The sequence below is a fragment of the Odoribacter sp. N15.MGS-14 genome (genome assembly GCF_000980245.1).
GTDB classification, from domain to species: Bacteria; Bacteroidota; Bacteroidia; order Bacteroidales; family Marinifilaceae; genus Odoribacter; species Odoribacter splanchnicus.
In genome coordinates this window covers 15,723-39,917 of sequence record NZ_LARE01000020.1, presented here as the reverse complement: position 1 = coordinate 39,917, position 24,195 = coordinate 15,723, and the positions used below count along the sequence as shown (strand labels likewise).

General features: G+C 41.8%; 19 protein-coding genes. 10 read left to right on the top strand and 9 right to left on the bottom strand.

Annotation, left to right across the window (positions count from 1 at the left end; all coding sequences use genetic code 11):
• Positions 1-130 precede the first annotated feature (130 nt).
• The 4 genes from WS34_RS06485 to alaS all read right to left on the bottom strand — a co-directional run bounded on the left by WS34_RS06485 (position 131) and on the right by alaS (position 6,913).
• On the bottom strand, positions 131-814 hold the full coding sequence (locus tag WS34_RS06485; protein ID WP_013612081.1) for a hypothetical protein: 684 nt from the start codon (positions 812-814) through the stop codon (positions 131-133).
• Between the two features lie 119 nt (positions 815-933).
• The gene (locus tag WS34_RS06480; protein WP_046403842.1) at positions 934-2,271 is read right to left on the bottom strand and encodes a TlpA family protein disulfide reductase; all 1,338 of its coding nucleotides are present in this window, start codon (positions 2,269-2,271) and stop codon (positions 934-936) included.
• Positions 2,272-2,449: 178 nt separating this feature from the next.
• A complete protein-coding gene (locus tag WS34_RS06475) occupies positions 2,450-4,174 on the bottom strand; it encodes a tetratricopeptide repeat protein (protein ID WP_013612083.1) in 1,725 nt (574 codons plus the stop codon).
• A 105-nt stretch (positions 4,175-4,279) separates the two neighbouring features.
• Positions 4,280-6,913, bottom strand: a complete 2,634-nt coding sequence (gene alaS / locus WS34_RS06470) for an alanine--tRNA ligase (protein ID WP_046403841.1) — start codon at positions 6,911-6,913, stop codon at positions 4,280-4,282.
• Between the two features lie 186 nt (positions 6,914-7,099).
• Between alaS and WS34_RS06465 the strand changes: the two genes are divergently transcribed.
• The 7 genes from WS34_RS06465 to rlmD all read left to right on the top strand — a co-directional run bounded on the left by WS34_RS06465 (position 7,100) and on the right by rlmD (position 15,539).
• On the top strand, positions 7,100-8,071 hold the full coding sequence (locus WS34_RS06465; protein WP_013612085.1) for a M23 family metallopeptidase: 972 nt from the start codon (positions 7,100-7,102) through the stop codon (positions 8,069-8,071).
• 23 nt (positions 8,072-8,094) lie between these two features.
• Positions 8,095-8,430: a MerR family transcriptional regulator gene (locus WS34_RS06460; protein ID WP_013612086.1), complete on the top strand. Its 336-nt coding sequence runs from the start codon at positions 8,095-8,097 to the stop codon at positions 8,428-8,430.
• 27 nt (positions 8,431-8,457) lie between these two features.
• Complete coding sequence (locus WS34_RS06455) at positions 8,458-9,570, top strand: Nif3-like dinuclear metal center hexameric protein (RefSeq protein WP_046403840.1); 1,113 nt, start codon at positions 8,458-8,460, stop codon at positions 9,568-9,570.
• A gap of 54 nt (positions 9,571-9,624) precedes the next feature.
• On the top strand, positions 9,625-10,464 hold the full coding sequence (locus WS34_RS06450; protein WP_013612088.1) for a zinc ribbon domain-containing protein: 840 nt from the start codon (positions 9,625-9,627) through the stop codon (positions 10,462-10,464).
• A 55-nt stretch (positions 10,465-10,519) separates the two neighbouring features.
• Positions 10,520-13,141, top strand: a complete 2,622-nt coding sequence (locus WS34_RS06445; RefSeq protein ID WP_046403836.1) for a valine--tRNA ligase — start codon at positions 10,520-10,522, stop codon at positions 13,139-13,141.
• 232 nt (positions 13,142-13,373) lie between these two features.
• Positions 13,374-14,066 (top strand): SIR2 family NAD-dependent protein deacylase, encoded by a 693-nt coding sequence (locus WS34_RS06440; protein ID WP_046403854.1) that lies wholly within the window; start codon positions 13,374-13,376, stop codon positions 14,064-14,066.
• Between the two features lie 39 nt (positions 14,067-14,105).
• Positions 14,106-15,539 carry a 23S rRNA (uracil(1939)-C(5))-methyltransferase RlmD gene (gene rlmD / locus WS34_RS06435; protein ID WP_013612100.1) on the top strand — a complete coding sequence of 478 codons (1,434 nt, stop codon included), beginning with the start codon at positions 14,106-14,108 and terminating at the stop codon, positions 15,537-15,539.
• Between the two features lie 485 nt (positions 15,540-16,024).
• Here the strand turns inward: rlmD and WS34_RS06430 are convergent, their stop codons facing one another.
• Together WS34_RS06430 and WS34_RS06425 are read right to left on the bottom strand one after the other, a co-directional pair.
• Positions 16,025-16,513, bottom strand: a complete 489-nt coding sequence (locus WS34_RS06430; RefSeq protein ID WP_013612101.1) for a Dps family protein — start codon at positions 16,511-16,513, stop codon at positions 16,025-16,027.
• A gap of 138 nt (positions 16,514-16,651) precedes the next feature.
• On the bottom strand, positions 16,652-17,551 hold the full coding sequence (locus WS34_RS06425; RefSeq protein WP_046403834.1) for an alpha/beta hydrolase: 900 nt from the start codon (positions 17,549-17,551) through the stop codon (positions 16,652-16,654).
• Positions 17,552-17,675: 124 nt separating this feature from the next.
• Between WS34_RS06425 and crcB the strand changes: the two genes are divergently transcribed.
• The 3 genes from crcB (at position 17,676) to pckA (ending at position 20,347) form a co-directional block, all read left to right on the top strand.
• A complete protein-coding gene (crcB, locus tag WS34_RS06420) occupies positions 17,676-18,044 on the top strand; it encodes a fluoride efflux transporter CrcB (protein WP_013612103.1) in 369 nt (122 codons plus the stop codon).
• Positions 18,045-18,060: 16 nt separating this feature from the next.
• Positions 18,061-18,618, top strand: coding sequence for a DNA alkylation repair protein (locus tag WS34_RS06415; RefSeq protein ID WP_046403831.1), 558 nt, complete (start codon positions 18,061-18,063; stop codon positions 18,616-18,618).
• Positions 18,619-18,739: 121 nt separating this feature from the next.
• Positions 18,740-20,347 (top strand): phosphoenolpyruvate carboxykinase (ATP), encoded by a 1,608-nt coding sequence (gene pckA, locus WS34_RS06410; protein ID WP_013612105.1) that lies wholly within the window; start codon positions 18,740-18,742, stop codon positions 20,345-20,347.
• A gap of 271 nt (positions 20,348-20,618) precedes the next feature.
• On the opposite strand, the gene lpxA is transcribed toward pckA, so the two are convergent.
• The 3 genes from lpxA to lpxD all read right to left on the bottom strand — a co-directional run bounded on the left by lpxA (position 20,619) and on the right by lpxD (position 23,897).
• Complete coding sequence (gene lpxA / locus WS34_RS06405) at positions 20,619-21,398, bottom strand: acyl-ACP--UDP-N-acetylglucosamine O-acyltransferase (RefSeq protein ID WP_046403829.1); 780 nt, start codon at positions 21,396-21,398, stop codon at positions 20,619-20,621.
• A 61-nt stretch (positions 21,399-21,459) separates the two neighbouring features.
• Positions 21,460-22,863 (bottom strand): bifunctional UDP-3-O-[3-hydroxymyristoyl] N-acetylglucosamine deacetylase/3-hydroxyacyl-ACP dehydratase, encoded by a 1,404-nt coding sequence (locus tag WS34_RS06400; protein WP_013612107.1) that lies wholly within the window; start codon positions 22,861-22,863, stop codon positions 21,460-21,462.
• A complete protein-coding gene (gene lpxD / locus WS34_RS06395) occupies positions 22,863-23,897 on the bottom strand; it encodes a UDP-3-O-(3-hydroxymyristoyl)glucosamine N-acyltransferase (protein WP_013612108.1) in 1,035 nt (344 codons plus the stop codon). Before lpxD ends, WS34_RS06400 begins: the two co-directional genes overlap by 1 nt.
• Positions 23,898-24,195: the final 298 nt, after the last annotated feature.

Sequence of the window (24,195 nt, the reverse complement as noted above, 5' to 3'; positions counted from 1 at the left end):
AAATAGTATTTATTACAAAATAATCAAAATCTGCATGATATGAAAATAAAAAGGGGGTACCGGACAGGTACCCCTAAAAACAACTAAGTAATAAAAACGGGAAAACAAAACCATTTACATGGCTTTACTTTTATTGCAATTTTTCTGCAGTAGTCTTATAAATATTACTTTCCTTATTGGCAATTTCCAATTTTTTGAACAGCTCTCTCTGTAAATCGAGACTATCTTTCAGTTCGTCTTGTAATAAGAAAAGAGACAATTCCATCGTCGGGTTAACTTCGATCAGGTTCTTGACATATTTAGCACGAGCGCGGATATAACGTTGTCTTTGCAACTGATGAACTCCCAACAATACTTCTTCTTCTTTCGATCTTTTGGGTTTTTCCATGATCTTTTTGATTGCTTTGTCGATCGGTTCGATCGGTCCTTCATATTTCTCCTTGAACATTTTTTTCAACTTCGCATATTCCATATCCAGGCCCGAACCTTTCACTTCAATTTGATCGGGGAATTTAATTTTTCCCTGAATCCATATCTGATCTTTACTATCGAGAATAAATTCCAATGTATTTTTTCCTGCCACATCCACCCATACTCTAGCTGGTATTTGCAATGCCTCTGTTTCGAGATCGATATTACCGTCAGTAACATCTTGCTGGGCTAAGATCACCAATCCTTGTTGTCCCGGCATCTCTGCCAACAATTTTACAGTACCCTGTAAACCAATAACTTTCCCTCTGACTTTTACCTTATTAGAATTACATCCGGCTAATAAAAGCGTAAAAGCAATTAAAAATAAACAAATCCTTTTCATTTTCTTATCTCACTTTGTAAATTTTATAGCGCAATTTTCTACAAAGATATAAAAAAACCAAATGAACCAAGAAAATTTAAGAATTTGTTTCGGTTGCAAAAGTTAAAAAGCGTGTACCCTTAAAGCTCCAATGTTTCAAATAATTGCAAAATCTGTCCCGAAGGTCTGGGGGCATTCGAATTTAAAATTTTCCCATCGGGTCCGATCAGGATAAATCTCGGCACACTGATAATCATATAATCTTCTGCAAATTTATCTGCGGCCCCACTAAAGGTATGATTTCCAGCATAGGGATTCTGATGCAGAAAATTTAGCCAGGTATTCTGCTCATCAGCGTTTCTTCCCACCGCGACAGTCAAAAATTGAATATTTTTACCGGCATATTTCTTTTGTAATAAATTCAAATAAGGCAATTCGCTTTTACAAGGTACACACCAAGTCGCCCATACCATGATATACAAATAGGATCCCCGGAAAGCTTCTAAAGTCACTGTTTTCCCCTCGGTATCCCGAAGGGCAAAATCAGGAGCATCGTGTCCCGGTAGAATCTTTTCCCATAATTCTACCATACCGTCGATATAAGCGATTTTATTCGGATCCGTACATTCCTGATGAAAAACGGACAACAAATAATCAGCTCCCTCAATTCCGTTATTTTCACAGATATAATTATAAACGAGCTGAGTCAGTAAGAAACTCTTAATCGTCGGACTATTTACGGTAGCCAGTATATAATCGGCAATCCCGTTGGAATAATTCTCCCATCCCTGAGCACCGCGACTTCCTTGTATATAAACATAATTCAACAAGAAATCACGGTAATCTTTTGCTCCGATCAGCCTTTCATTATTAATCGAGAAAGAGGATAAGAAATCGGAAAAAACACTCCCCGGACGATAGTCTTCGTCCGGATACATATTCCTCCGGAAAGAGGGATACAACGACGCTCTTACAGCAATGGAATATCCGATTCGTTGTTTTTCCAATTCTGTAAAAGAATCGTCAAAATTTTTCGCTTCCAGCAATTTCACCTTTTCATCGATAAGTGCCCTCATCTTCTGCACGAACTCTTCTTCGTTCAGCGCGTAATAGTCTTTATCGAAAAAGACTGCAATCTCCTGTTCTTTCAGGTAGCTATTGATCCCACCCAAACTCCCCCGAAAATACAAAGACCCTGAGAAATTTTTTGCATTCACATAGATTTCCAGATCCTCTCCCGGACTCAGATAAAGATTCAGGGCATTATGTAACATCGTGGCATATCCACCTTTTACCATATCGATCTTACCTGAAAAAAAACCTTGCTGATCCAAGGACAAAGTATAAATGCTGTCGTCTACCAAAATACTGACAATAGAATCTCCGTTCTCAATCCGTCCACTGACTTGTACAACGTCACTTTTCGAACATGAAAACAAAGAAACCAGCACCAATATTAAAACAATTATTTCTTTCATTATTTTTCAGCCAATTATCATCCATAATAAGCCATATTACTCTGATTAGCAAATATAAAACAACAATCGGGAAAAATATGTTAAAGAAAGGCTAAAAGAAAAGATTGTTCTGAATAAGAAAATAAAAAAAGCTGCGGAAATAAAATCCGCAGCTTTATATTGAACTATGGCATTCAACTTATTTTACAATAGCTTGGAAATCAGCATTGTCAAACAATTTAGCGAATTCCATATCAGTAGCAGCTAATTTCTTCATAGAAGCATCTTTGCTACAAGCAGTTTTCAAGTTAGAAAGCACTGCACTATTATCGTTGTTACGGGCAGCGATAACAGCTTTCAGGTAAGAAGCCAAAGCAGAATCATCTTTACCTTCATTCAGTTTTTTAGCAGCTTCGTTATTGTTACCTGCCAGGATATTAGCTAAAGCAGCATTGACACAGTTGCATTTTCCGAAATAGTCTACAGCAGCTTTATAGTCACCTTTCATGATAGCCACGATACCTTTGTTGTAGTTTACTTCGTTGCCAGCACCGGTAGCAGCACCGAACAGTACTTCAGCTTCTTTTACGTTACCGTTGATCAATTCAACAGCACCTAAGTTGTTCTTAATCGTTTTATTGTTTGCAGACAGAGCATTCGCTTTTTCGAAGTCAGCTTTAGCCTGAGCAACTTTACCCGTTTCGAACAGAATCATACCTGCGTCATTGAAACCTCTCCAATCGTTCGGGAATTGTCTCATAGCAGCTTCGTAGATAGCTAATTTATCTCCATTATTATCGAACAGCGTAGCTGCATACAGTAATTCTTCAACATTCAGAGCAGAAGGATTAGATTTTGCCAGGTTACGGATTTCTTCATCCGATTTACCGATGCGTTCTGCATTTACAACAAATTTAGAACGTCTCAGTTTCGGCAGGATTTGTTCAGCCACTACAGAATAAGCAGAAGAAATATTTTTGATTTCTCTTTCTCTTACTTCAGGATCTGAATACATAGCCAGTACACGCAAGATCAATTCTTTGTCGCGGATATTAGATTCTTCCATCGCTTTTTTGAAACCTTCCCAGTCTTCAGCCACAACATATTTTTTGAAGAAATCCAAGTCTTTGTATTCTTCTACTTTATTTTTCTTCATGTTGTTTTTAACGAACTTGTCAGCAGCACCTTCCCGGTTGTTAGCCAAATTCTCGTTAAAAGACATCGGACCATCAGGAGAAGCATAAGACTGAATCTGGATATTTTTCAATTCCATATCTTCTGCAGCTTTCGCATCTTTGATGAATTTTTCCATTGCCTTGATTTCTTTTGAACTCATTTCTTTGGTACGGATCTGAGCAGAATTGATCAAATAATAGATAGCAGCTTCCTGTTCTTCCTTGGTGATTCTTTCGAACTGATCCGCACCGATAGCGATAGCCGGAGCATTATTCACCATAGTAGCGGTAGCAATCACACCATCAGCAATTTTACGGGATTCGTAATCAGCAGATTTTTTACCTTTAGATCCCTGAAATTTCACATACAAGCCGGAAACTCTCATTCCTTCTTCAAAAGGAACGGTTCCACTATAATTGACAGTCTTTTCGGTAGCATAAGGTACAACCTCGTTGTTTCCCTGCACTTTTTCGCCCTGGAAAGTTTTAGGTTCATAAGCTTTTTCTCCACCATTTTGGAATTTTAAAACCGGAGTAGCAACCAAAGTTACTTTCTTGTTAAAATATTTAGCAGGAATAGTAGCATCGATTTTAAGGTCTACTTGGCCACCTTTAGCTTCCAGCATTTCAGGAGTTACCTTATAAGCAATGTTCTTTTCTAATCTTTTCATCTTATTCAGAGATGAACAAGAAGCAACAACAAACCCGGCTAACGCAACGGTAGCAACAGTTTTCAATGTTCTTTTCATAATCACTTTCAAATTTATTCTTAATATTCAAATTGGTTGCTCAATAAGCAAAGCAAATGTATAAAAAAATATTAAAACATTCACTTATCTGGAAAAATATTGAAACTAATCTACATTAATTTTATGCATCACTAACTTTTCTGCTTTTTCGATGGCTTTTTCTATTCCTTCCGGATAGGCCCCTCCCGCAGTTGCGAAGAAAGGTTGTCCGCCTCCGCCACCTTTTATTTCCTGAGCAGCTTCACGCACGATCTGACCGGCATTCAACCCGTAGTCTTCTGCTATACTATTACTGATCATCACGGTCAGGTGAGGCTTCCCGGCATTTACACCTCCCGCAATGAAAATCACTTTTTCATATTCCCCTTTCAGTTGAAAAGCGATATCTTTCGCTTGAGCTGCGGGGATAGACAAATTCGTAATAATCAGATTGATATCCCGGTATACCTTTTTCTCGTTTTTCAACCGTTCTTTCAATAAACGTAAGCTTTCTTTAGCAAATTTTTCAGTTTCCTTTTTTAATCCTTCGTTCTCTTCCAAAACATTCTTTACGCATTCCATCAAATTTTTATTGGATTTGAACATTTTCTCCATTTCCCGGATGATAGCAAAAGAGTTATTGATGTACTCTTCCGCTTTATCGGCTGTGATCGCTTCGATACGACGCACACCGGCAGAAACCGAACTCTCAGACAGAATCTTGAAAAAACCAATTTGTCCGGTAGCCGGAACGTGTGTACCTCCACACAGTTCGACAGATTCCCCGTACTTGATCACCCGGACCAGATCGCCATATTTTTCCCCGAAAATAGCTAAAGCTCCCATAGCTTGTGCCTTAGCCATAGGGACACTGCGATGTTCTTCCAAAGGAATATTCATACGGATCAACCGGTTTACAATGGCAGCAACCTCGGCCAGTTCTTCATCGGTCACTTTCTGGAAATGTGAAAAATCGAACCGTAAATGCTCGTCACTCACATAAGAACCTTTCTGTTCGACATGCTTTCCTAACACTTTCCGCAAAGCATAATCCAGCAGGTGAGTAGCCGAGTGATTATTAGCGGTCAGCACCCGCTTATGTTCATCCACTTTCGCGATGAAAGTCTGGGTTACATCCTCCGGCATCTTCTCCGCCAAATGAATGGTCAGTCCATTTTCTTTCTTAGTATCGATAATCCGGATAGTCTCTTTCTCTCCGATCAGTACTCCGCTATCTCCTACCTGTCCTCCTCCTTCTCCATAGAAAGGAGTAATATTGAATACCAGGTGATAGAGGGTCTTGTTCTTGGTAACTACTTTCCGATAGCGGGTGATTTTCACGTCCACCTCGGTATAATCATATCCTACGAACTCCTGAACATCGTCGTCGATCAATTCGATCCAATCGTCCGTATCTACAGAAGATGCTGAACGGGAACGCTCTTTTTGGGCTTCCATTTCAGCTTTGAATTCCCGGCGGTTAACCACCAACCCTTTCTCCCGCAAGATCAACTCGGTCAAATCGAGTGGGAATCCATAAGTATCGTATAATTCAAAAGCAACATTACCGGGAATCGTCAGAAAATCTTCTGCTTTAGTTTTCTCGATAATCCGATCCAGCAATTTGATACCTTTATCCAATGTCCTCAGGAAGGCATTTTCTTCTTCCCGTATCACTTTTTCAATCAATTCTTGCTGAGCGACCAATTCCGGATAATGTTTTCCCATCACTTCTATCAAAACAGGCACCAACCGGTACATGAAAGCTTCCTTCTGATCCAGGTAAGTATAAGCATATCTCACCGCTCTCCGCAAGATCCGGCGGATCACATAACCTGCTTTCACATTCGAAGGCAATTGCCCGTCTGTAATAGAGAAAGAAATAGTACGCAAATGGTCTGCAATCACCCGCATAGCCACATCGGCATCGTGTGACACCCCATACTTCAAACCGCTAAGCCGGGATATTTCATCGATGATTGGAGTAAAAACATCCGTATCATAATTAGAAGTTTTTCCTTGCACAGCCATACAAAGCCGTTCGAATCCCATTCCTGTATCCACGTGATGATTGGGCAAATTTTCCAGACTTCCGTCCGCTTTCCGGTTGTATTGCATAAATACAAGGTTCCAGATTTCGATCACCAGTGGATTATCCTGATTCACCAGTTCACGACCGGATTTCAATTTTCTCTCCTCCTCGGGCCGGAGGTCGATATGGATTTCAGAACAAGGCCCACAAGGTCCCATATCCCCCATTTCCCAAAAATTATCTTTTTTATTGCCGAAGAGGATTCGATCCTCGGACAAATAATTCATCCAAATTTTACGGGCTTCTGCATCTCCTTCCAGTCCGTCCTCTTTGCTTCCTTCAAAGACAGTAGCGTACAACCGGTTTTTATCCAGTCCCATAACTCCGGTCAGGAATTCCCAGGCAAAAGCAATCGCATCTTCTTTGAAATAATCACCGAACGACCAGTTCCCCAGCATCTCGAACATCGTATGATGGTATGTATCGTGTCCTACCTCTTCCAGATCGTTGTGTTTTCCGGAAACCCGGAGACATTTCTGCGAGTCCGCGACACGCCGGTGTTTGGGATTGATATTCCCAAGAATAATATCTTTGAACTGATTCATTCCTGCGTTTGTAAACATCAACGTAGGATCGTCCTTAATCACCATGGGTGCCGAAGGGACGATGGTATGTCCCTTACTTTCAAAAAAATCCAGAAACTTTTGTCTGATCTCTGCTGATTTCATATTTTTTTAATGAACAAGTTGTAACTATCGTTTTTTGTACTCAGAAGTACAATTAAAAAACGGGATTGTGTTTCCACGTCCTGAACCTGCCCAAGACTGTCTCTCCCGTATCGACGCAAAATAGAATTGCAAAATTAGATTATTTCTTTAACTTTGCATCGAAAATTATCAATTTTATAATAAAAAATGGCGAAAACAGGTTATCGTTTTAATCCCGAAACACTGTCTTATGATAGAATACATGTCTCCGTAAAAAAGAAACTATGGTCGCTGGTCGTAAAATTCTTTTCCAGTTTATCCCTGGCCCTGGTCATCTTTTTGATTGTTTCCGCTATCGTCGATTCTCCGAAAGAAAAGGCGCTGAAAAGAGAAAAAGAAGAAATACTGGCTCAATATCATATTCTGAACAACGAATTGGAGCGTATGGACGAGGTATTGAAAAATCTGGAAACCCGGGATGACAATATCTATCGGGTGATATTCGAGTCCGAACCGATCGACGCTTCTATCCGCCGGGCAGGTTCGGGAGGAGTAAACCGGTATGAGTCCTTGAAAGACATGGACAATGCCGAATTGATCATCAATACCAGCAAAAAACTGGATGAATTATCGAAAGCGCTTTATATCCAAAGTAAATCGTACGATGAAATAGAAACATTGGCGAAAAATAAGATCGAAATGCTGGCATCGATACCGGCCATCTTACCCGTATCACTTAAAGATCCGAGTACCCGTTTTTCTTCCTCCTACGGCTATCGGATGCACCCGATTTATAAAACGGTAAAACTCCATGCCGGGATGGATTTTTCCGGAGCCGTCGGTACGCCGATCTATGCAACGGGAAACGGAAAAGTCGTATATGCAGAAATTCATCAAGGTTATGGAAAATGCGTATTGATCGACCACGGCTTCAATTATCAAACCCTTTACGCTCATATGAGCGCTTACAATGTTAAAGCAGGCCAAAAAGTCAAACGTGGCGATATCATCGGATATATGGGTAATACAGGGATGTCTACCGGGCCTCATATTCATTATGAAGTAAAGAAAAACGGCATTCCTGTCGATCCGATTAACTATTATTTCAACGATTTAACAGCCGATGAATATGATAAACTCGTAACAGAAGCAAACAATAACGGGCAAACCATGGATTAAGCGGCAACTTTATACCTCAGATTATGGAACAGGAGAAACAACCATTAAAAGTATACTACTCAATCGGTGAAGTCGCCGATATGTTCGGAGTGAATACCTCACTGATTCGTTTTTGGGAAAAAGAATTCGACGTCATCAAACCACATAAAAACAAAAAAGGCAACCGCCAGTTTACCAAGGCAGATATCGACAATTTTCACCTGATCTATCATCTGGTCAAAGAAAAAGGCATGACACTCAAAGGTGCTCAGATGAAATTACGGGAAAACAAAGCGGAAACCGAAACCAACTTCGAAGTGGTAAAACGCCTGAAAGCAATCAAGGAAGAATTACTTCAGATTAAAGACCAATTACAATAATCAGGACTTACAGTCCCAAGTACAGACATGCAAAACCAGCAACGGCCCCTATATGTCAGAGACATCCTCTCTATTTTAGAGGACTTCGCTCCTTTGAGTTTACAGGAAAGTTACGATAATGCCGGACTCATCTGTGGCAATCCGGAAGCCGAAATACATTCGGTTCTGTTAAGCACGGATATTACCGAAGAAGTAATCGACGAAGCCGTACAGGGAGGACATGATCTGCTCATCTCCCACCATCCGCTCACTATACAGGGATTAAAAAATCTGCGTCCGGACAGCTATGTAAAACGTTGCCTCATCAAAGCCATTCGGCACAACCTCAATATCTACTCCGCACATACCAATCTGGATGCCGTATTACACGGTGTCAGCGGCAGAATGGCCGACAAACTGGGATTACAAAACCGGAAAATCCTGCAACCGGGCGGTAAATTATTCAGCCTGTGCTTCTACACGCCTGTTTCAAAGGCAGAAGAAGTAAGACAAGCCGTATTAGGAGTAGGCGGAGGCCACATCGGTAATTACAGTCACTGTTCATTCAACCAGAAAGGAGAAGGCACCTTTCACGCCGAGGCAGGCAGTCATCCCTATGTCGGAGTGATCGGGACCCTTCACCGGGAGGAAGAGATAAAAACCGAAATTACGGTCCCTGAATACCTCCTCTCCAAAAGCATAGAGACTTTACTGAAGGTACATCCTTATGAAGAACCGGTATGGAACATCGTTAACCTGGATAATACCAATCCTGTAACGGGTTTCGGAATCATCGGCGAACTCGCCGAGCCAGCCGATAGTCTGACTTTCCTGCAACAGGTAAAAAAGACTTTCCGTTGTAAAGTCGTCCGTCACACTGCAATCTGTAAATCTCAGATCCGGAAAGTAGCCGTCTGCGGCGGTTCCGGTGCCTTCCTCACTTCGGCCGCAATAGCACAGGGAGCCGATATATATATCACCGGAGACTACAAATACCACGATTTCTTCCAGGCAGAAAATCGGTTGATCCTGACAGACATCGGGCATTATGAAAGCGAACAGTTCACAAAAGAGATTTTTTATGAGTTAGTTACAAAAAAAATATCTAACTTTGCGATTCAGTTTTCGAAGGTCGAAACAAATCCCATACATTATTTATAATAGGGTGTTTCTTCCTCTGATGGTTCAAAAATAAATTAGAGTTACTTTATAAATATGGCAACAAACAACGAAAAACTGCAAGAACTTTCTGTCGAAGAAAAATTGCAGCATCTTTACGAGCTACAACGCATTGATACCGAGATCGATAAAATCAAGACATTAAGAGGGGAATTGCCTCTTGAAGTTCAGGACTTGGAAGACGAAATCGCCGGTCTGGAAACCCGTCTTGAAAATTTGAAAAATGAAATCAGTGAAGCTGACAAAAGTGTAACAAACAAAAAACAGGAAATCACCAAGTCGGAAGAGCTGATAAAAAAATATTCAGAGCAATTGGATAATGTCCGTAACAATCGGGAATACGATGCCCTGACCAAAGAAGTCGAATTTCAGAAACTGGAAATCGAATTACAGCAAAAAAGAATCCGGGAAGCTCAAAAACTGAAAGCCGAAAAAGAGGTAAATCTGGAAATTTCCAACAAACAATATACAGAAAAGAAAGCAGATTTAGAAGCGAAGAAAGCGGAACTGGACGACATCATCGCCGAAACCCACAAAGATGAAGAAGCATTGATCAAAAAATCCGAAGAATTATCTCAGAATATCGAAGAGCGTTTGTTGACAGCCTACCGGAAGATCCGCGACAATGCCCGCAACGGTCTGGCAGTCGTCACCGTCGACCGGGATGCTTGTGGAGGTTGTTTCAATAAAATTCCGCCACAGCGGCAATTGGATATCCGTTCCCGGAAAAAAATCATCGTGTGTGAGTATTGCGGACGAATCCTGATTGACAAATATATCTGTGACTATGACGGCAGCATGCAAAAAGCAGATCTCGAATCAGCGATGGAAGCTCAAAAGAAAAAAGGAAGACGAATCAAAAAATCAGAAGAATAAGAAAAGGCTGCATTTGCAGCCTTTTTATTATCATTTTAAATCTAAAATTTCAGGCATGATTGCTACAAATTACAATCCGAAAGCAAGCGAAGAGAAATGGTACAAGTACTGGATGGATCATAAACTATTCCATTCGGAAGTAGATAACAGCAGAGAACCTTACTGCATCGTCATCCCTCCTCCTAACGTCACCGGAGTTCTACACATGGGGCACATGCTGAACAATACAATACAGGATGCTTTGGTACGCCGGGCCCGTCTGTTAGGGAAAAATGCTTGCTGGGTGCCTGGCACGGACCACGCTTCGATAGCCACAGAAGCCAAAGTAGTAGGCAAGCTTCAAAGTGAAGGAATAAAAAAAACCGATCTGACCCGGGATGAATTTTTAAAACACGCCTGGGATTGGACGCATACACACGGCGGAATCATCCTCAAGCAATTGAAACGCCTGGGAGCTTCCTGTGACTGGGATCGTACTGCTTTTACCATGGATGAAGAACGAAGTGAAAGTGTACTGAAAGTTTTTGTCGACCTTTACAACAAGGGACTGATTTACCGGGGAGTACGTATGGTCAACTGGGATCCGAAAGCACTGACCGCTCTTTCCGACGAGGAAGTGGTTTACAAAGAAGAGCATAGTAAATTATACTATCTCCGTTATAAAATAGAAGGCGAAGACGGTTATGCCCTGGTAGCGACCACCCGTCCGGAGACCATCATGGGAGACACTGCTATGTGTATCAATCCCAAAGACCCTAAAAACCAGCATTTACGGGGAAAAAAGGTGATCGTTCCTTTGGTCGGGCGCACGATACCGGTTATCGAAGACGAATATGTCGATATTGAATTCGGTACAGGCTGTTTAAAAGTAACTCCAGCTCATGACGTCAACGACTATATGTTAGGTGAAAAATATCATTTGCCTTCTATCGATATTTTCAATGACAACGGTACGATCAGCGAGCAGGCCGGAATTTATGTCGGCATGGATCGTTTCGACGTACGGGAGCAGATAGAAAAAGATCTGCAAGCAGCAGGGTTACTGGAGAAAGTGGAACCTTACACCAATAATGTCGGTTTTTCGGAACGGACCAATGTGCCCATCGAGCCGAAACTATCTATGCAATGGTTCCTGAAAATGGAACATCTGGCAGAGATCGCTTTATCGCCGGTGATGAACGACGATATCCGTTTCTTCCCTTCTAAGTTCAAAAATACCTACAGACACTGGATGGAAAACATCAAAGACTGGTGTATCAGCCGTCAACTTTGGTGGGGCCACCGGATTCCGGCCTGGTATCTGCCTGAAGGCGGGTATGTCGTCGCTTATAACGAAGAGGAAGCTTTACGCTTAGCCCGGGAGAAAAGTCATAATTCGAATCTGACCATTGCAGATCTACGACAAGATGAAGATTGTCTCGACACTTGGTTTTCTTCCTGGTTATGGCCTATTTCCTTATTCGACGGAATCAACCATCCCGGAAATCCGGAAATCAATTATTACTATCCCACGAACGATCTGGTGACCGGCCCGGACATCATTTTCTTCTGGGTGGCTCGTATGATCATGGCCGGTTATGAATACGAAGGGAAAATGCCGTTCAAAAATGTATATTTCACCGGTATCGTACGGGATAAATTAGGCCGTAAGATGTCTAAATCCCTGGGAAATTCTCCTGATCCGTTGGATTTGATCGACAAATACGGAGCAGATGGGGTACGGGTAGGGATGTTATTATGTGCTCCGGCAGGAGGTGATTTACTGTTCGATGAAAGTCTGCCCGAACAAGGCCGTAATTTCACTACCAAGATGTGGAATGCTTTCAAACTGGTAAAATCCTGGGAGGTAGCCTCCATCGACCAACCGGCCCATTCCCGTTTGGCGTTGGAATGGTTCAACCACCTGTTGGGAAAAGTAAACGAAACGTTGAATACCCAATTCGACCAATACCGGATCTCCGAAGCACTGATGACGGTATACACCACGTTCCGGGACGAATTTTCATCCTGGTTACTGGAAATGATCAAACCAGCGTACGGCCAGCCTATCGATCGGAAAACGTATGAGGAGACGCTGAATGTCTTCGAGCAACTGTTGCAATTACTGCATCCGTTTATGCCATTTATAACAGAAGAGATCTGGCAAACCTTACGCGAACGGCAAGACGGTGAAAGTATCATGATTTCACGACTCCCGAAGGCGACAAGTTATGACGAGAGTTATCTGCAACGCTTTGAAGCGGTAAAAAATATCATCGTAGGTATAAGAAATATCCGGAAACAAAATAATATCGCTTTCAAAGATGCCCTGGAGCTGAAGGTAAAAAAGAACGAACGTTATCCGGCTTCCTTCGATAGTATCATCCGTAAAATGGGAAATATCGGTCAGATCGGATTGGTTAACGAACCGGTCAAAGAAGCCTGGAGTTTTATCGCCGATACCGTCGAATATTTTATTCCGGCACAAGGTGAAGTAAACACAGCCGAAGTAAAAGCCAAACTGGAAGAAGAATTAAACTATACCCGTGGTTTTCTGACTTCAGTGCTGAAAAAACTCAGTAATGAAAAATTCGTCAACGGTGCTCCCGAACAGGTAGTGGCCAACGAACGTAAAAAACAAGCTGATGCAGAAGCTAAAATTGCCGCTATCGAAGCTCAATTAGCTGAGTTGAAGTAAAAAGGAAATATTGACCCAAAAACGAGAGGATTTCAATAAATCCTACCGGACAGATGAGTCGCTTTTCAAGCCTGACCGGCAGGTTCTTCCGGAACTCTGATAAGTGAACTTTCAGTTAATTCCAACAAGTCAAAAAATTTGACTTGTTGGATGCCTTCCGATAATTTACAAGTAGAGAAATCTGTATTCTGAAATTTTAATGATACCTTTGTGCACATAAAACATGGGAATTATGATGAAACTGGTTGTATTAACAGGAGCAGGCATGAGCGCAGAGAGCGGAATCAAAACTTTCCGGGACAGCGACGGTTTATGGGAAAATTACCGGATCGAAGATGTTTGTACCCCTGAAGCATTAGAACGTAATCCGGAATTAGTAAACCATTTTTACAATGAGCGCCGAAAACAGCTCTACGAAGCCCGACCCAATGCCGGTCATAAGGGCCTAGCCGAGTTGGAAAATTATTTCGATGTCCGGATCATCACCCAAAATATCGACGATTTGCACGAACGTGCCGGTAGTAAGCATGTTCTACACTTGCATGGAGAACTGAAGAAAGTGCGAAGCAGTAAAAATCCCGATTCGATTTACGACCTGAAAGGCTGGGAACTGAAACCAGGGACCCGTTGTGAAGACGGCTCATTGTTACGTCCTCATGTAGTTTTCTTCGGAGAGGCAGTACCCAATATCGAACCGGCAACCGATCTGGTTCGTCAGGCAGATATTTTCGTCATTATCGGTACTTCACTGGCCGTTTATCCGGCAGCCAGTCTGTTGCACTATGCCCCCGAAGGTATTCCGGTCTTCGTTATCGATCCTAAGATTCCTCAACAAGCACACCGGATGGGCTATCACCTGATTGAAAAAGGAGCTTCCGAAGGAGTACAAGAATTGAAAAATATCTTACTATCCGAAACTCGTTAAAGCATGAATAAAATAAACCATTATAAAAGCTGAATACAAGTGGGAAGAGGTAAAAAACCATTGTTAGAAAAAGTAGAAATACAAAAAATCGCAGCGGAAGGTAAATCCATTGCTTATATCGACGAAAAAGTGTTATTTGTCCCGAATACGCTTCCGGGAGATATTGTTGATGTTCAAGTCACCCGAAAACGTAAAAATTTTATGGAAGGCATAGTCACCCATACCCATCGGTTCTCGGCCTTACGTATAGCCCCGGCTTGTACCCATTTCGGCATTTGCGGAGGATGCAAATGGCAAAATCTCCCTTACGAAAAACAACTGGAATTCAAACAGCAGGAAATCAACGACAATTTGCAACGCATCGGAAAAATAAAACTACAAAATGTTTATCCGATCATCGGATCTGCCCGCCAACTCTATTACCGCAACAAGCTAGAGTTTACATTTTCGAATAAGCGCTTTCTCACCCGGGAAGAAATCAGCAGGGAAGCGGATATAGAGCGTACTCCGGCTTTAGGATTTCATGTGCCGGGACTGTTCGACAAAGTGGTAGATATCGATCATTGCTGCCTGCAAGGATCGTCTTCCAACGAAATCCGGAATTTCATCAAAACTTATGCCCTGAAAAAAGGTCTTTCGTTTTACGATATCCGGGCCCAGCAAGGTTTCCTGCGCACCCTGATCATCCGAACTGCCTCGACAGGGGAAATCATGGTTATCCTCGCCTTCGGACATGAAGATACTGGAGCACGCGAACAATTATTGGAAACGCTTGTCCGGCAATTCCCACAAATCACCTCCCTGATGTACGTGATCAACGAAAAACTGAACGATAACCTAACCGATCAGGATATGTTCTGTTTTCATGGCCGGGATCATATCTTTGAAGAAATGGAAGGTCTGAAATTCAAGATCGGTCCGAAATCTTTCTATCAGACTAATTCCGAACAAGCCTATAATCTATACAGCAAAACACGCGAATTGGCAGGTTTAACCGGGCAGGAAACTGTCTACGATCTCTACACAGGAACAGGAACGATCGCCAATTTTATCGCCCGTCAGGCCCGGAAAGTGATCGGTATAGAATATGTTCCCGAAGCAATCGAAGATGCTAAAGTCAATTCAGCAATCAACCACATAGATAACACTATTTTTTATGCCGGAGACATGAAAGACGTGCTGAATGCTTCATTCATAAGTAAACATGGACAACCGGATATTATCATCACCGATCCTCCCCGCGCAGGCATGCATCCGGATGTAGTCCAAACGATCCTTCAAGCCTCTCCCGAACGTATTGTCTATGTCAGCTGTAACTCAGCAACCCAGGCCAGAGATTTGCAAATGATGGATTCTGCCTACGAAGTTATAGCTGTTCAACCGGTCGACATGTTTCCACACACTCATCACGTCGAAAACATCGTCCTGCTCAGGAAAAGAGAGTTCTCCCAAACTGATTCGTGTCAGCCCTAGAGCTTTCTAATCGACGGAATCGTTCCTTTTTTGATAGCACACCTATGGTTCTGATTGAGATTTTTCACCGGCACCGTAGGTGCGCTTATGAATATCAATAATTCGTAAGGAACATCGGACCAAAAGCCTGCATGCGGATAAGGGAAGTATCCAAGTCTCCGTCCGGAAGGCAGTTCCCGTACAAACTTGCCGATATAAAACTAATATCCGCTTCTTTGACAGATGTATAAAACGGAGGGATGAAATAAAAAAAGCCATAGCAAACTTCGTCGTGTGGAAATCCGGGTCCAGTTTTTCATCCCCAGTAACAGCTATTCGTCCGGCAGAATTGGTCAGGACCAGGAGCCTGTACAATGGCCATGGTCAATCCGGGAGATGGCAATTTCACCGGAACTGTTGTCAATTCTTCCTTAAAAACAAAAAAGGTAAAAGCACACCCGTACGGCAACTTCTACCTTTTTATATACAACAATACAATCGAACAATTATTTCTCCAGATATGCCCGGATCATCCAAGCCGTTTTTTCCTTTTTCTCGATCATATCTTCCAGGAAATTTGTCGTACCGGCATCATCGGTATCCTCTTCTTTCTCGAGTTGTTCGATGTCCTTACGGATTTCACGAATTAACGTATCATTGTCCTGACTCAGGATAGCCAACATCTGTTTAGCTTCGGGCAGAGGTTCCGATTCACAATGTTCTTTAATGCGGTTGTGCTCCAGATAACCGGCCAACGAACCGATGGGACGTTCGTCCAAAGAACGGATACGTTCTGCAATAGCATCAATATCTTCAATCAACCCATTATACAAATCTTCCATGAAAACATGGTAAGAATGAAAACTTACCCCTTTGACATTCCAATGGTAATTCCACGTCTTTGCCAATAACACAAAATGGTCGGACAGCAAATTATTCAATACTGTTTTGCTGGCTCTCACCATACCTTCATTTAAACCAATATTAGCAGCCATAATAAATATTTTAACAATTAGACTTTATTTATGTATGGCTATATAACGCAATAAATCAGTTTTTGTTACGTAATAAACGATTGAAATAAAAGCCAACGGGACTTTCTCCCCCAACCCGGCAGTTCAAAATATCAGGGCTCAGATCTTTTTCAGCCAATTGGCCAACAAATTAGTCCACTGGTTATGGTATTCGAAATTATTCCGCATTCCCCAGCCATGCCCGCCTTTATCAAAAATATACAATACAGCAGGCACTTTATTCTTTTTCAAAGCCTGATAAAATACGACACTATTCATCGAAGGTACCACTGTATCGTCATCGCTATGAAATAAAAGTGCAGGTGGGGTCTTGGCAGTAACATGTTGTTCGTTCGAGTATTGTGCAATAGCTTCGGCAGAAGGATTCTTACCCAACAGAGCTTCACGAGAACCGCTATGTGTCAACCCGGCAGTCATGGAGATCACTGGATAAAAAAGAATCTGAAAATCAGGCCGGGAACTATATTGCTCCAAACGGTCGGTTGTTCCGCTCTTTCCACTATCGAAATGCGTCGACACGGTAGAGGCCAAATGCCCGCCTGCAGAAAATCCGGCAATTCCAACTTTCGCCGGATCGATACCCCATTCCTCACTACGGCTCCTTACCCACTTCATCGCACGCAAAGCATCGGTCATCGGTATACGATCATGTTGGTTAGGCATCCGATATTTCAATACGATACCTGTAATCCCCTGCTTCACCAGCCACTGTGCAAATTCTTCACCTTCATATCCCATAGCCAGATAAGTATAACCACCTCCCGGACAAATCAAAACAGCCTTGCCCGTATTTTTAGCAGGATCAGGATGAAAAACCAACAGTTCTGCTGTACTATTGTTCGAAATTCCGCCCTGATCATCTACCGTACAGTCCACTTTAATGCCATTATTCTCTTTTACTCCCTGGGGCCATAAAGGAAATACTTCCGGTGTCTGAGCTCCGGCAAGCATAGCACATCCCAAAACAAAACTCAGCAACAAGAATTTCAATCGTTTCATTTTCACAGCTTTAAATATTCTTATTTTACAATTTATAAGGCGAATAAATATAAACATTTTTTATTTTATCCGGTTTTATTTCAGAATCTTCTTTAATTTTTTTTACTTTGTAAAAAAAGAAATCATGTGGCAAAACATAATTTTTGTAGGCCTGGGTTCTATAGTCGGAGGGGTTTCACGTTATTTTATCTCTGAGTGGAGCCGGCATCTATTTCCCTCAAGCTTCCCTTGGGGAACTTTTATTGTAAATATCGCCGGTTGTTTCTTACTCGGTTTGTTAAGTGGTTTTTTCACTTCCCATCCTGCTCCGGTCTATCGTCTCTTTTTTACCGTAGGATTCTGTGGTAGTTTTACTACCTTTTCCACCTTCTCATTCGAAAATCTGCAATTACTAAGCAATAAGGCATATGGTTTATTTTCATTAAATATCGGACTGAGCCTCATTTTAGGCATACTTTTTGCCGGACTGGGATATTTGATGACCAATAAGTGAAAAAAGACAGTAAAACATGGATTTCAGTATTATAGACCCACATACGAACGCAGTTTTTCAGCAAATACTTTCACGTATCCGTCGTCTTCAAAGCGGAGGGACGATCGATAGCCTGCAAGACATCGGCGCTAATACCGATCATCAGATCGGTGCCAGTTACGTTTCCCTGAAAGAATTGGCAGCAGCTTATCCGCCCGATGAAAAATTGGCCCTTTTGTTATGGAATCAAGGACAAAGAGAAGAGCAAATCGTGGCCTGCCTGCTTTTCCCTCAAGATTTAAATAAAGAAAAAATTACGCAATTAGCACCTCACTGTCTCCATTTTGAAATTGCCGGTTATTTAGGTTCGCTTTATTTATATAAACGCTCGGATTTACTTGAATTAGCGGAAGAATGGCTCAATTCAGAAAACCCGTTCATGCAGCTGGCAATCATGACAGCCCTTGCCAGATACCTCATTTTAAATAAAGAGAGTGACAAAATATCTAAAGATTACTTTCGTACTGTTGTCAACCGGAATTATAAAGACAAGTATGTTCAGTTAGCAGCCGAACGCTATCGTTTTAACATTTAATAAATGTTAAAGCTGGCATTTAATGAGTAGTAAGAGATTTTTAATAAGAAAACTTTCTTACTTTTGTGAAGTTATTACGGAAAAAAAGTATTAATAAATCGTTTAATATAAATTTACTACTATGTCAAAATTAGATTTAAGCAAGTATGGCATTACCGATGTGAAAGAAATCCTTCACAATCCTTCTTACGAGGAATTATTCAAAGCCGAAACCGATCCCTCTTTAACCGGATATGAAAAAGGCCAGGTAACCGAATTGGGTGCTGTAAACGTAATGACAGGTATTTATACCGGTCGTTCTCCTAAAGATAAATTCTTTGTAAAAAATGAAGCCAGTGAAAAAACTGTTTGGTGGACTTCAGAAGAATACAAAAACGACAACAAACCTTGTAGCGAAGAAGCTTGGGCCGATCTGAAAGCAAAAGCTGTTAAAGAATTATCAGGTAAAAAATTATACGTTGTCGATACTTTCTGCGGAGCAAACGCAGGTACTCGTTTGAAAGTTCGTTTCATCATGGAAGTTGCGTGGCAGGCTCATTTCGTAAAGAATATGTTTATCCGTCCTACCGAGGAAGAATTGGCCAACTACGGCGAACCGGATTTCGTTTCTTTCAATGCTGCTAAAGCTAAAGTGGACAACTACAAAGAACTGGGCCTGAATTCAGAAACAGCAACTGTATTCAACCTAAGAACCAATGAGCAGGTGATACTGAATACCTGGTACGGCGGAGAAATGAAAAAAGGTATTTTCTCTATCATGAATTACCTGAATCCGTTACGTGGTATCGCTTCTATGCACTGCTCGGCAAACACCGATCTGGAAGGTAAAAACACAGCTATTTTCTTCGGTCTGTCCGGAACCGGTAAAACCACTTTATCGACCGACCCGAAACGTTTGTTGATCGGTGATGACGAACACGGTTGGGATGACGAAGGTGTGTTCAACTACGAAGGCGGTTGCTATGCAAAAGTAATCAATCTGGACAAAGACAGCGAACCGGATATCTACAACGCCATCAAACGTGACGCCCTGTTGGAGAACGTAACTGTAGATGCAAACGGCAAGATCGATTTCAACGACAAATCGGTAACTGAAAACACCCGTGTTTCTTATCCGATCTATCACATCAAGAATATCGTCAAACCGGTATCTAAAGGCCCGGCAGCCAAACAGGTTATCTTCTTGTCAGCCGACGCATTCGGAGTATTGCCTCCGGTATCCATCCTGAACGCAGAACAGACAAAATATTATTTCCTGTCCGGATTTACCGCAAAATTGGCAGGAACAGAGCGTGGAATTACCGAGCCGACACCGACTTTCTCTGCTTGTTTCGGAGCTGCTTTCTTATCACTGCATCCCACCAAATATGCAGAAGAGCTGGTAAAGAAAATGGAAAAATCAGGTGCTAAAGCTTATTTAGTAAACACCGGATGGAACGGTACCGGCAAACGTATTTCTATTAAAGATACCCGTGGTATCATCGATGCCATCCTGGACGGTTCTATCGATAAAGCTCCGACCAAAACGATCCCGTTCTTTGATTTCGTTGTTCCGACCGCTCTGCCGGGCGTAGATCCGAAAATCCTCGATCCCCGCGATACTTATGCTAACGCAAGCGAATGGGAAACCAAAGCAAAAGATCTTTCAGAACGGTTCATCAAAAACTTCAAGAAATTTGAGGGTAATGCTGCCGGTAAAGCTCTGGTTGCTGCAGGACCGAAACTTTAATTACAAGACTCCCGGAAACGGGAGTTTTTTTATAGCTTCCCAAAACCTATCGAAAAAGCATGTAATTTGAAATAAAGCAGAAAACTCACAATAATTCCCGATAATAAAAAATAATAGGGTAAAAACACATATTATCCGAATGCTTCGAGAAGACTTCAGACAACAAATACACTTTAGAAGCATTGTTCGGCTCGAACAATTCACTCCAATTGTGCCCTAAAGAGAAAATTCTATTATGAAAAAAGAGGGTGACTTCACCCTCTTTTTCCTATTATCCCATATATCCCTTCATGATTCCCCGCTTACTATTGCGGACAAACATGATAATTTCATCCCTTTCTCTGGAAGCAGGCATTTCAGCTTCTATTCTTTCGATAGCATCGGAGTTGTTAAGACCCGATTGATAAAGAATGCGGTAAATATCCTGGATTTCATTAATTTTCTCGTTTGAAAACTCCCGACGGCGCAAACCGATAGAATTTACTCCGGCATATGAAAGCGGCAAACGTCCGGCTTTTACATAAGGAGGTACATCTTTTCCAATCAAAGAGCCTCCCTGGATCATCACATGTTTGCCGATATGCACAAACTGATGGACAGCGGTCATTCCTCCCAGAATCGCAAAATCGTCGACGACCACTTCACCTGCCAACTGACAGGCATTGGTGATGATACAATTATTACCGATCTTACAGTCATGAGCGATATGGGCATAAGCCATAATCAAGCAATTATCCCCGATTTCAGTAACTCCTTTAGCAGCAGTGCCCCGATTAACAGTCACACATTCGCGGATAGTCGTATTATCTCCGATTTTTACAATGGTCTTTTCACCTCTGAATTTCAAATCCTGGGGTACAGCAGCAATCACTGCTCCCGGAAAAATTTTACAATTCTTACCGATATGTGCACCTTCCAGAATAGTTACATTCGATCCGATCCGCGTACCTTCTTCTATCACCACATTTTTATCAATCGTCACAAAGGGTTCTATCACCACATTATCAGCAACCTGAGCTTCCGGATGAACATATGCTAACGGTTGTTTCATTCGTTTATTATTTAATGAATACTATATTACCTGAATAAAAAATTTCAGCCTGCAAATATAATTATAAGTTTTTGGTTTTTGCGACCTGAGCCATAAATTCTCCTTCACAAACCAGTTTTTTTCCAACATAAGCATATCCCTTCATCTGCACGATGCCTCTTTTTATAGGTGCTGTAGTGATTAATTTGAAGACCAGTGTGTCACCGGGCACTACTTTATTCCGGAATTTCACCCCGTCGATCTTCATAAAATAAGTCGAGTAGTTTTCGGGATCAGGCACTCCACTCAGCACCAATATACCACCACATTGCGACATCGCTTCCACAATCAACACGCCCGGCATCACCGGCTCATCAGGAAAATGTCCGACAAAATGAGGCTCATTCATGGTCACATTCTTGCAACCGATCACCATGTTTTCAGTTACTTTATAAATCTTATCGACCAATAAAAACGGTGGGCGGTGAGGCAGTAAAGTACGGATCTTATTGATGTCCATCAGCGGAGTGGCATCTAAATCCAGATCTATAGGATAAGCATCGTCTTTCTCTTCAGCCAGAATTTCTTTATAGATCATCTTGGCCATAGAAGTATTTGCTTTATGTCCGGGTCTCTCAGCAATCACCCGGCCTTTGATAAAACGGCCACATAAGGCCAGATCACCGATAACGTCCAATAATTTATGACGGGCAGGCTCATTATCGAAATAAAGTTCCAGATTATTGAGAACACCTTCTTTGATCTGAATATTCCCGTAACCGAACAATTTAGCCAAACGATCGATTTCGGGCTGATCCATCTTACGGTCGACGATGACGATCGCATTACTCAAATCTCCTCCTTTAATCAGATTATTGGCCAGCAACATTTCCACTTCCCGCAGAAATACAAAAGTGCGGCAAGGGGCGATCTCTTTTGCAAAATCAGTAGAAGCTTCCGAATAAGAAGCGAACTGCATCGCCAGATAAGGAGAATCGTAAGCTACCATGGTATTGATAGAATACGTATCATCCGGCAATAATGTAATGCGGGTATCCGAAGCTTCGCAATAAAATTCCATTTTTTTCTTTACTGAAAAATAACGGCGTTCTGCTTGTTGCTCTTCAATCCCAACTTTTTGAATCTCTTCCACATAATAACGGGCACTCCCATCCAAAATCGGAAATTCTTCTCCCGACAGTTCGATCACACAGTTATCTATACCGCAACCGTATAAAGCAGCCATAGCATGCTCTAAAGTATATACTTTGGCTCCGTCTTTTTGCAGACAACTGGCGCGATCTACCAATTCAATATATTTCGCCAGTGCCGGAATCTCGGTTTTCTCTTCGAGATCGACTCTGACAATTTTATATCCGGTATTTTCTGCTGCCGGCTTAAAGGTAGCACATACTTCTTTACCTGTATGCAAACCTTTGCCTTTTAATGAAAATTCTCCTTTTAATGTGTTTTGTTTCACTGACATTATTGTTTTGACTTTAATGTTTGTATTTCTTTTTCCAAATCCCGGAGCTGCCCGTATAATTCAGGTAATTTTCTGAACAGCACATAACATTTCCGATATTTCGAAACATCGAAAGCAGGTGCTCCCATAAATACGGATCCTTCGGGGACATCGTTCGTAACCCCGGATTGAGCGGCAAGCATCGTCTTGTCTTCAATCCTGAGATGTCCGGCAATACCGACCTGTCCGCCGAACATACAATGCGCACCCACCTTAGTTGTTCCGGCAATGCCACACTGAGCCGCCATCACCGTATTTTCTCCCACCACCACATTGTGAGCGATCTGAACCAGATTATCCAGTTTTACGCCTTTTTTTATACGGGTAGACCCCATAGTTGCCCGGTCAATACAAGCATTGGCACCAATCTCCACATTATCTTCAATAACGACATTACCAATCTGTGGCACTTTATTATAATTATCCCCATTGGGAGCAAAACCAAAACCATCTGCGCCGATCACCGTTCCGGCATGGATCGTACATCCACTACCGATCACACAGCCATAATAGATTTTTGCCCCGGCATAGATCGTCGTATGATCACCGATCACAACACCCTCACCGATATAAACCTGAGGATAGATTTTTACATCATTACCGATTTTCGCCCCTTTACCGATATAAGCAAAAGCTCCCACATAAGGAGCTTCACCGATAACCGCCCCTTCACCGATATAAGAAGGTTGTTCGATACCTGTCGGCCGGGAACGCATACTATCGTACATCTGCAACAAAGAAGCGATCGCTTCATAAGCCGAAGGCACCCGGATTAAGGTACAGGGTACCTGTTGTACAGGAGAAAAGTCATGATTCACCAAAACGACAGAAGCAGCTGTCGTATAAATATAGTGTTCATATTTGGGATTTGCCAGAAAGGCCAATGTATTGGGCTTTCCTTCTTCAATTTTAGATACATTATTAACCATCACTTCCCCATCCCCTTCAACTACACCTTTTAATAATGCAGCAATATCTTTCGCCTTGAATTCCATATTTCAAAAATTTCGGCAAACTTACAAATTTTATTTGTAACTCATAAAAATATTACGAATATGTTTCAATTTTAAGAAAAATGAAACATATTCCCCATTGAATCAACCTCATAATTAACAACCACTTATCTCCTCTTCAAACTATAAAGATCAGCTATCCGGAGGATATAACAAAAACGAAGCGACACCGATCTATTTAAAACTACGATTGAAATAGTTACAGGAGTTTCAACGGTTACAAAGGTTTCAGCAGTCAAGTTTAACCGTTGTAACTAAAAACGGTAGTTTAAACCAGATT

Excerpts from the sequence above, each read along its gene's own strand:
- WS34_RS06485 (WP_013612081.1), bottom strand. The coding sequence starts at position 814 with ATGAAAAGGATTTGTTTATTTTTAATTGCTTTTACGCTTTTATTAGCC.
- WS34_RS06480 (WP_046403842.1), bottom strand. The coding sequence starts at position 2,271 with ATGAAAGAAATAATTGTTTTAATATTGGTGCTGGTTTCTTTGTTTTCA.
- WS34_RS06475 (WP_013612083.1), bottom strand. The coding sequence starts at position 4,174 with ATGAAAAGAACATTGAAAACTGTTGCTACCGTTGCGTTAGCCGGGTTT.
- alaS (WP_046403841.1), bottom strand. The coding sequence starts at position 6,913 with ATGAAATCAGCAGAGATCAGACAAAAGTTTCTGGATTTTTTTGAAAGT.
- WS34_RS06465 (WP_013612085.1), top strand. The coding sequence starts at position 7,100 with ATGGCGAAAACAGGTTATCGTTTTAATCCCGAAACACTGTCTTATGAT.
- WS34_RS06460 (WP_013612086.1), top strand. The coding sequence starts at position 8,095 with ATGGAACAGGAGAAACAACCATTAAAAGTATACTACTCAATCGGTGAA.
- WS34_RS06455 (WP_046403840.1), top strand. The coding sequence starts at position 8,458 with ATGCAAAACCAGCAACGGCCCCTATATGTCAGAGACATCCTCTCTATT.
- WS34_RS06450 (WP_013612088.1), top strand. The coding sequence starts at position 9,625 with ATGGCAACAAACAACGAAAAACTGCAAGAACTTTCTGTCGAAGAAAAA.
- WS34_RS06445 (WP_046403836.1), top strand. The coding sequence starts at position 10,520 with ATGATTGCTACAAATTACAATCCGAAAGCAAGCGAAGAGAAATGGTAC.
- WS34_RS06440 (WP_046403854.1), top strand. The coding sequence starts at position 13,374 with ATGATGAAACTGGTTGTATTAACAGGAGCAGGCATGAGCGCAGAGAGC.
- WS34_RS06430 (WP_013612101.1), bottom strand. The coding sequence starts at position 16,513 with ATGGCTGCTAATATTGGTTTAAATGAAGGTATGGTGAGAGCCAGCAAA.
- WS34_RS06425 (WP_046403834.1), bottom strand. The coding sequence starts at position 17,551 with ATGAAACGATTGAAATTCTTGTTGCTGAGTTTTGTTTTGGGATGTGCT.
- crcB (WP_013612103.1), top strand. The coding sequence starts at position 17,676 with ATGTGGCAAAACATAATTTTTGTAGGCCTGGGTTCTATAGTCGGAGGG.
- WS34_RS06415 (WP_046403831.1), top strand. The coding sequence starts at position 18,061 with ATGGATTTCAGTATTATAGACCCACATACGAACGCAGTTTTTCAGCAA.
- pckA (WP_013612105.1), top strand. The coding sequence starts at position 18,740 with ATGTCAAAATTAGATTTAAGCAAGTATGGCATTACCGATGTGAAAGAA.
- lpxA (WP_046403829.1), bottom strand. The coding sequence starts at position 21,398 with ATGAAACAACCGTTAGCATATGTTCATCCGGAAGCTCAGGTTGCTGAT.
- WS34_RS06400 (WP_013612107.1), bottom strand. The coding sequence starts at position 22,863 with ATGTCAGTGAAACAAAACACATTAAAAGGAGAATTTTCATTAAAAGGC.
- lpxD (WP_013612108.1), bottom strand. The coding sequence starts at position 23,897 with ATGGAATTCAAGGCGAAAGATATTGCTGCATTATTAAAAGGTGTAGTT.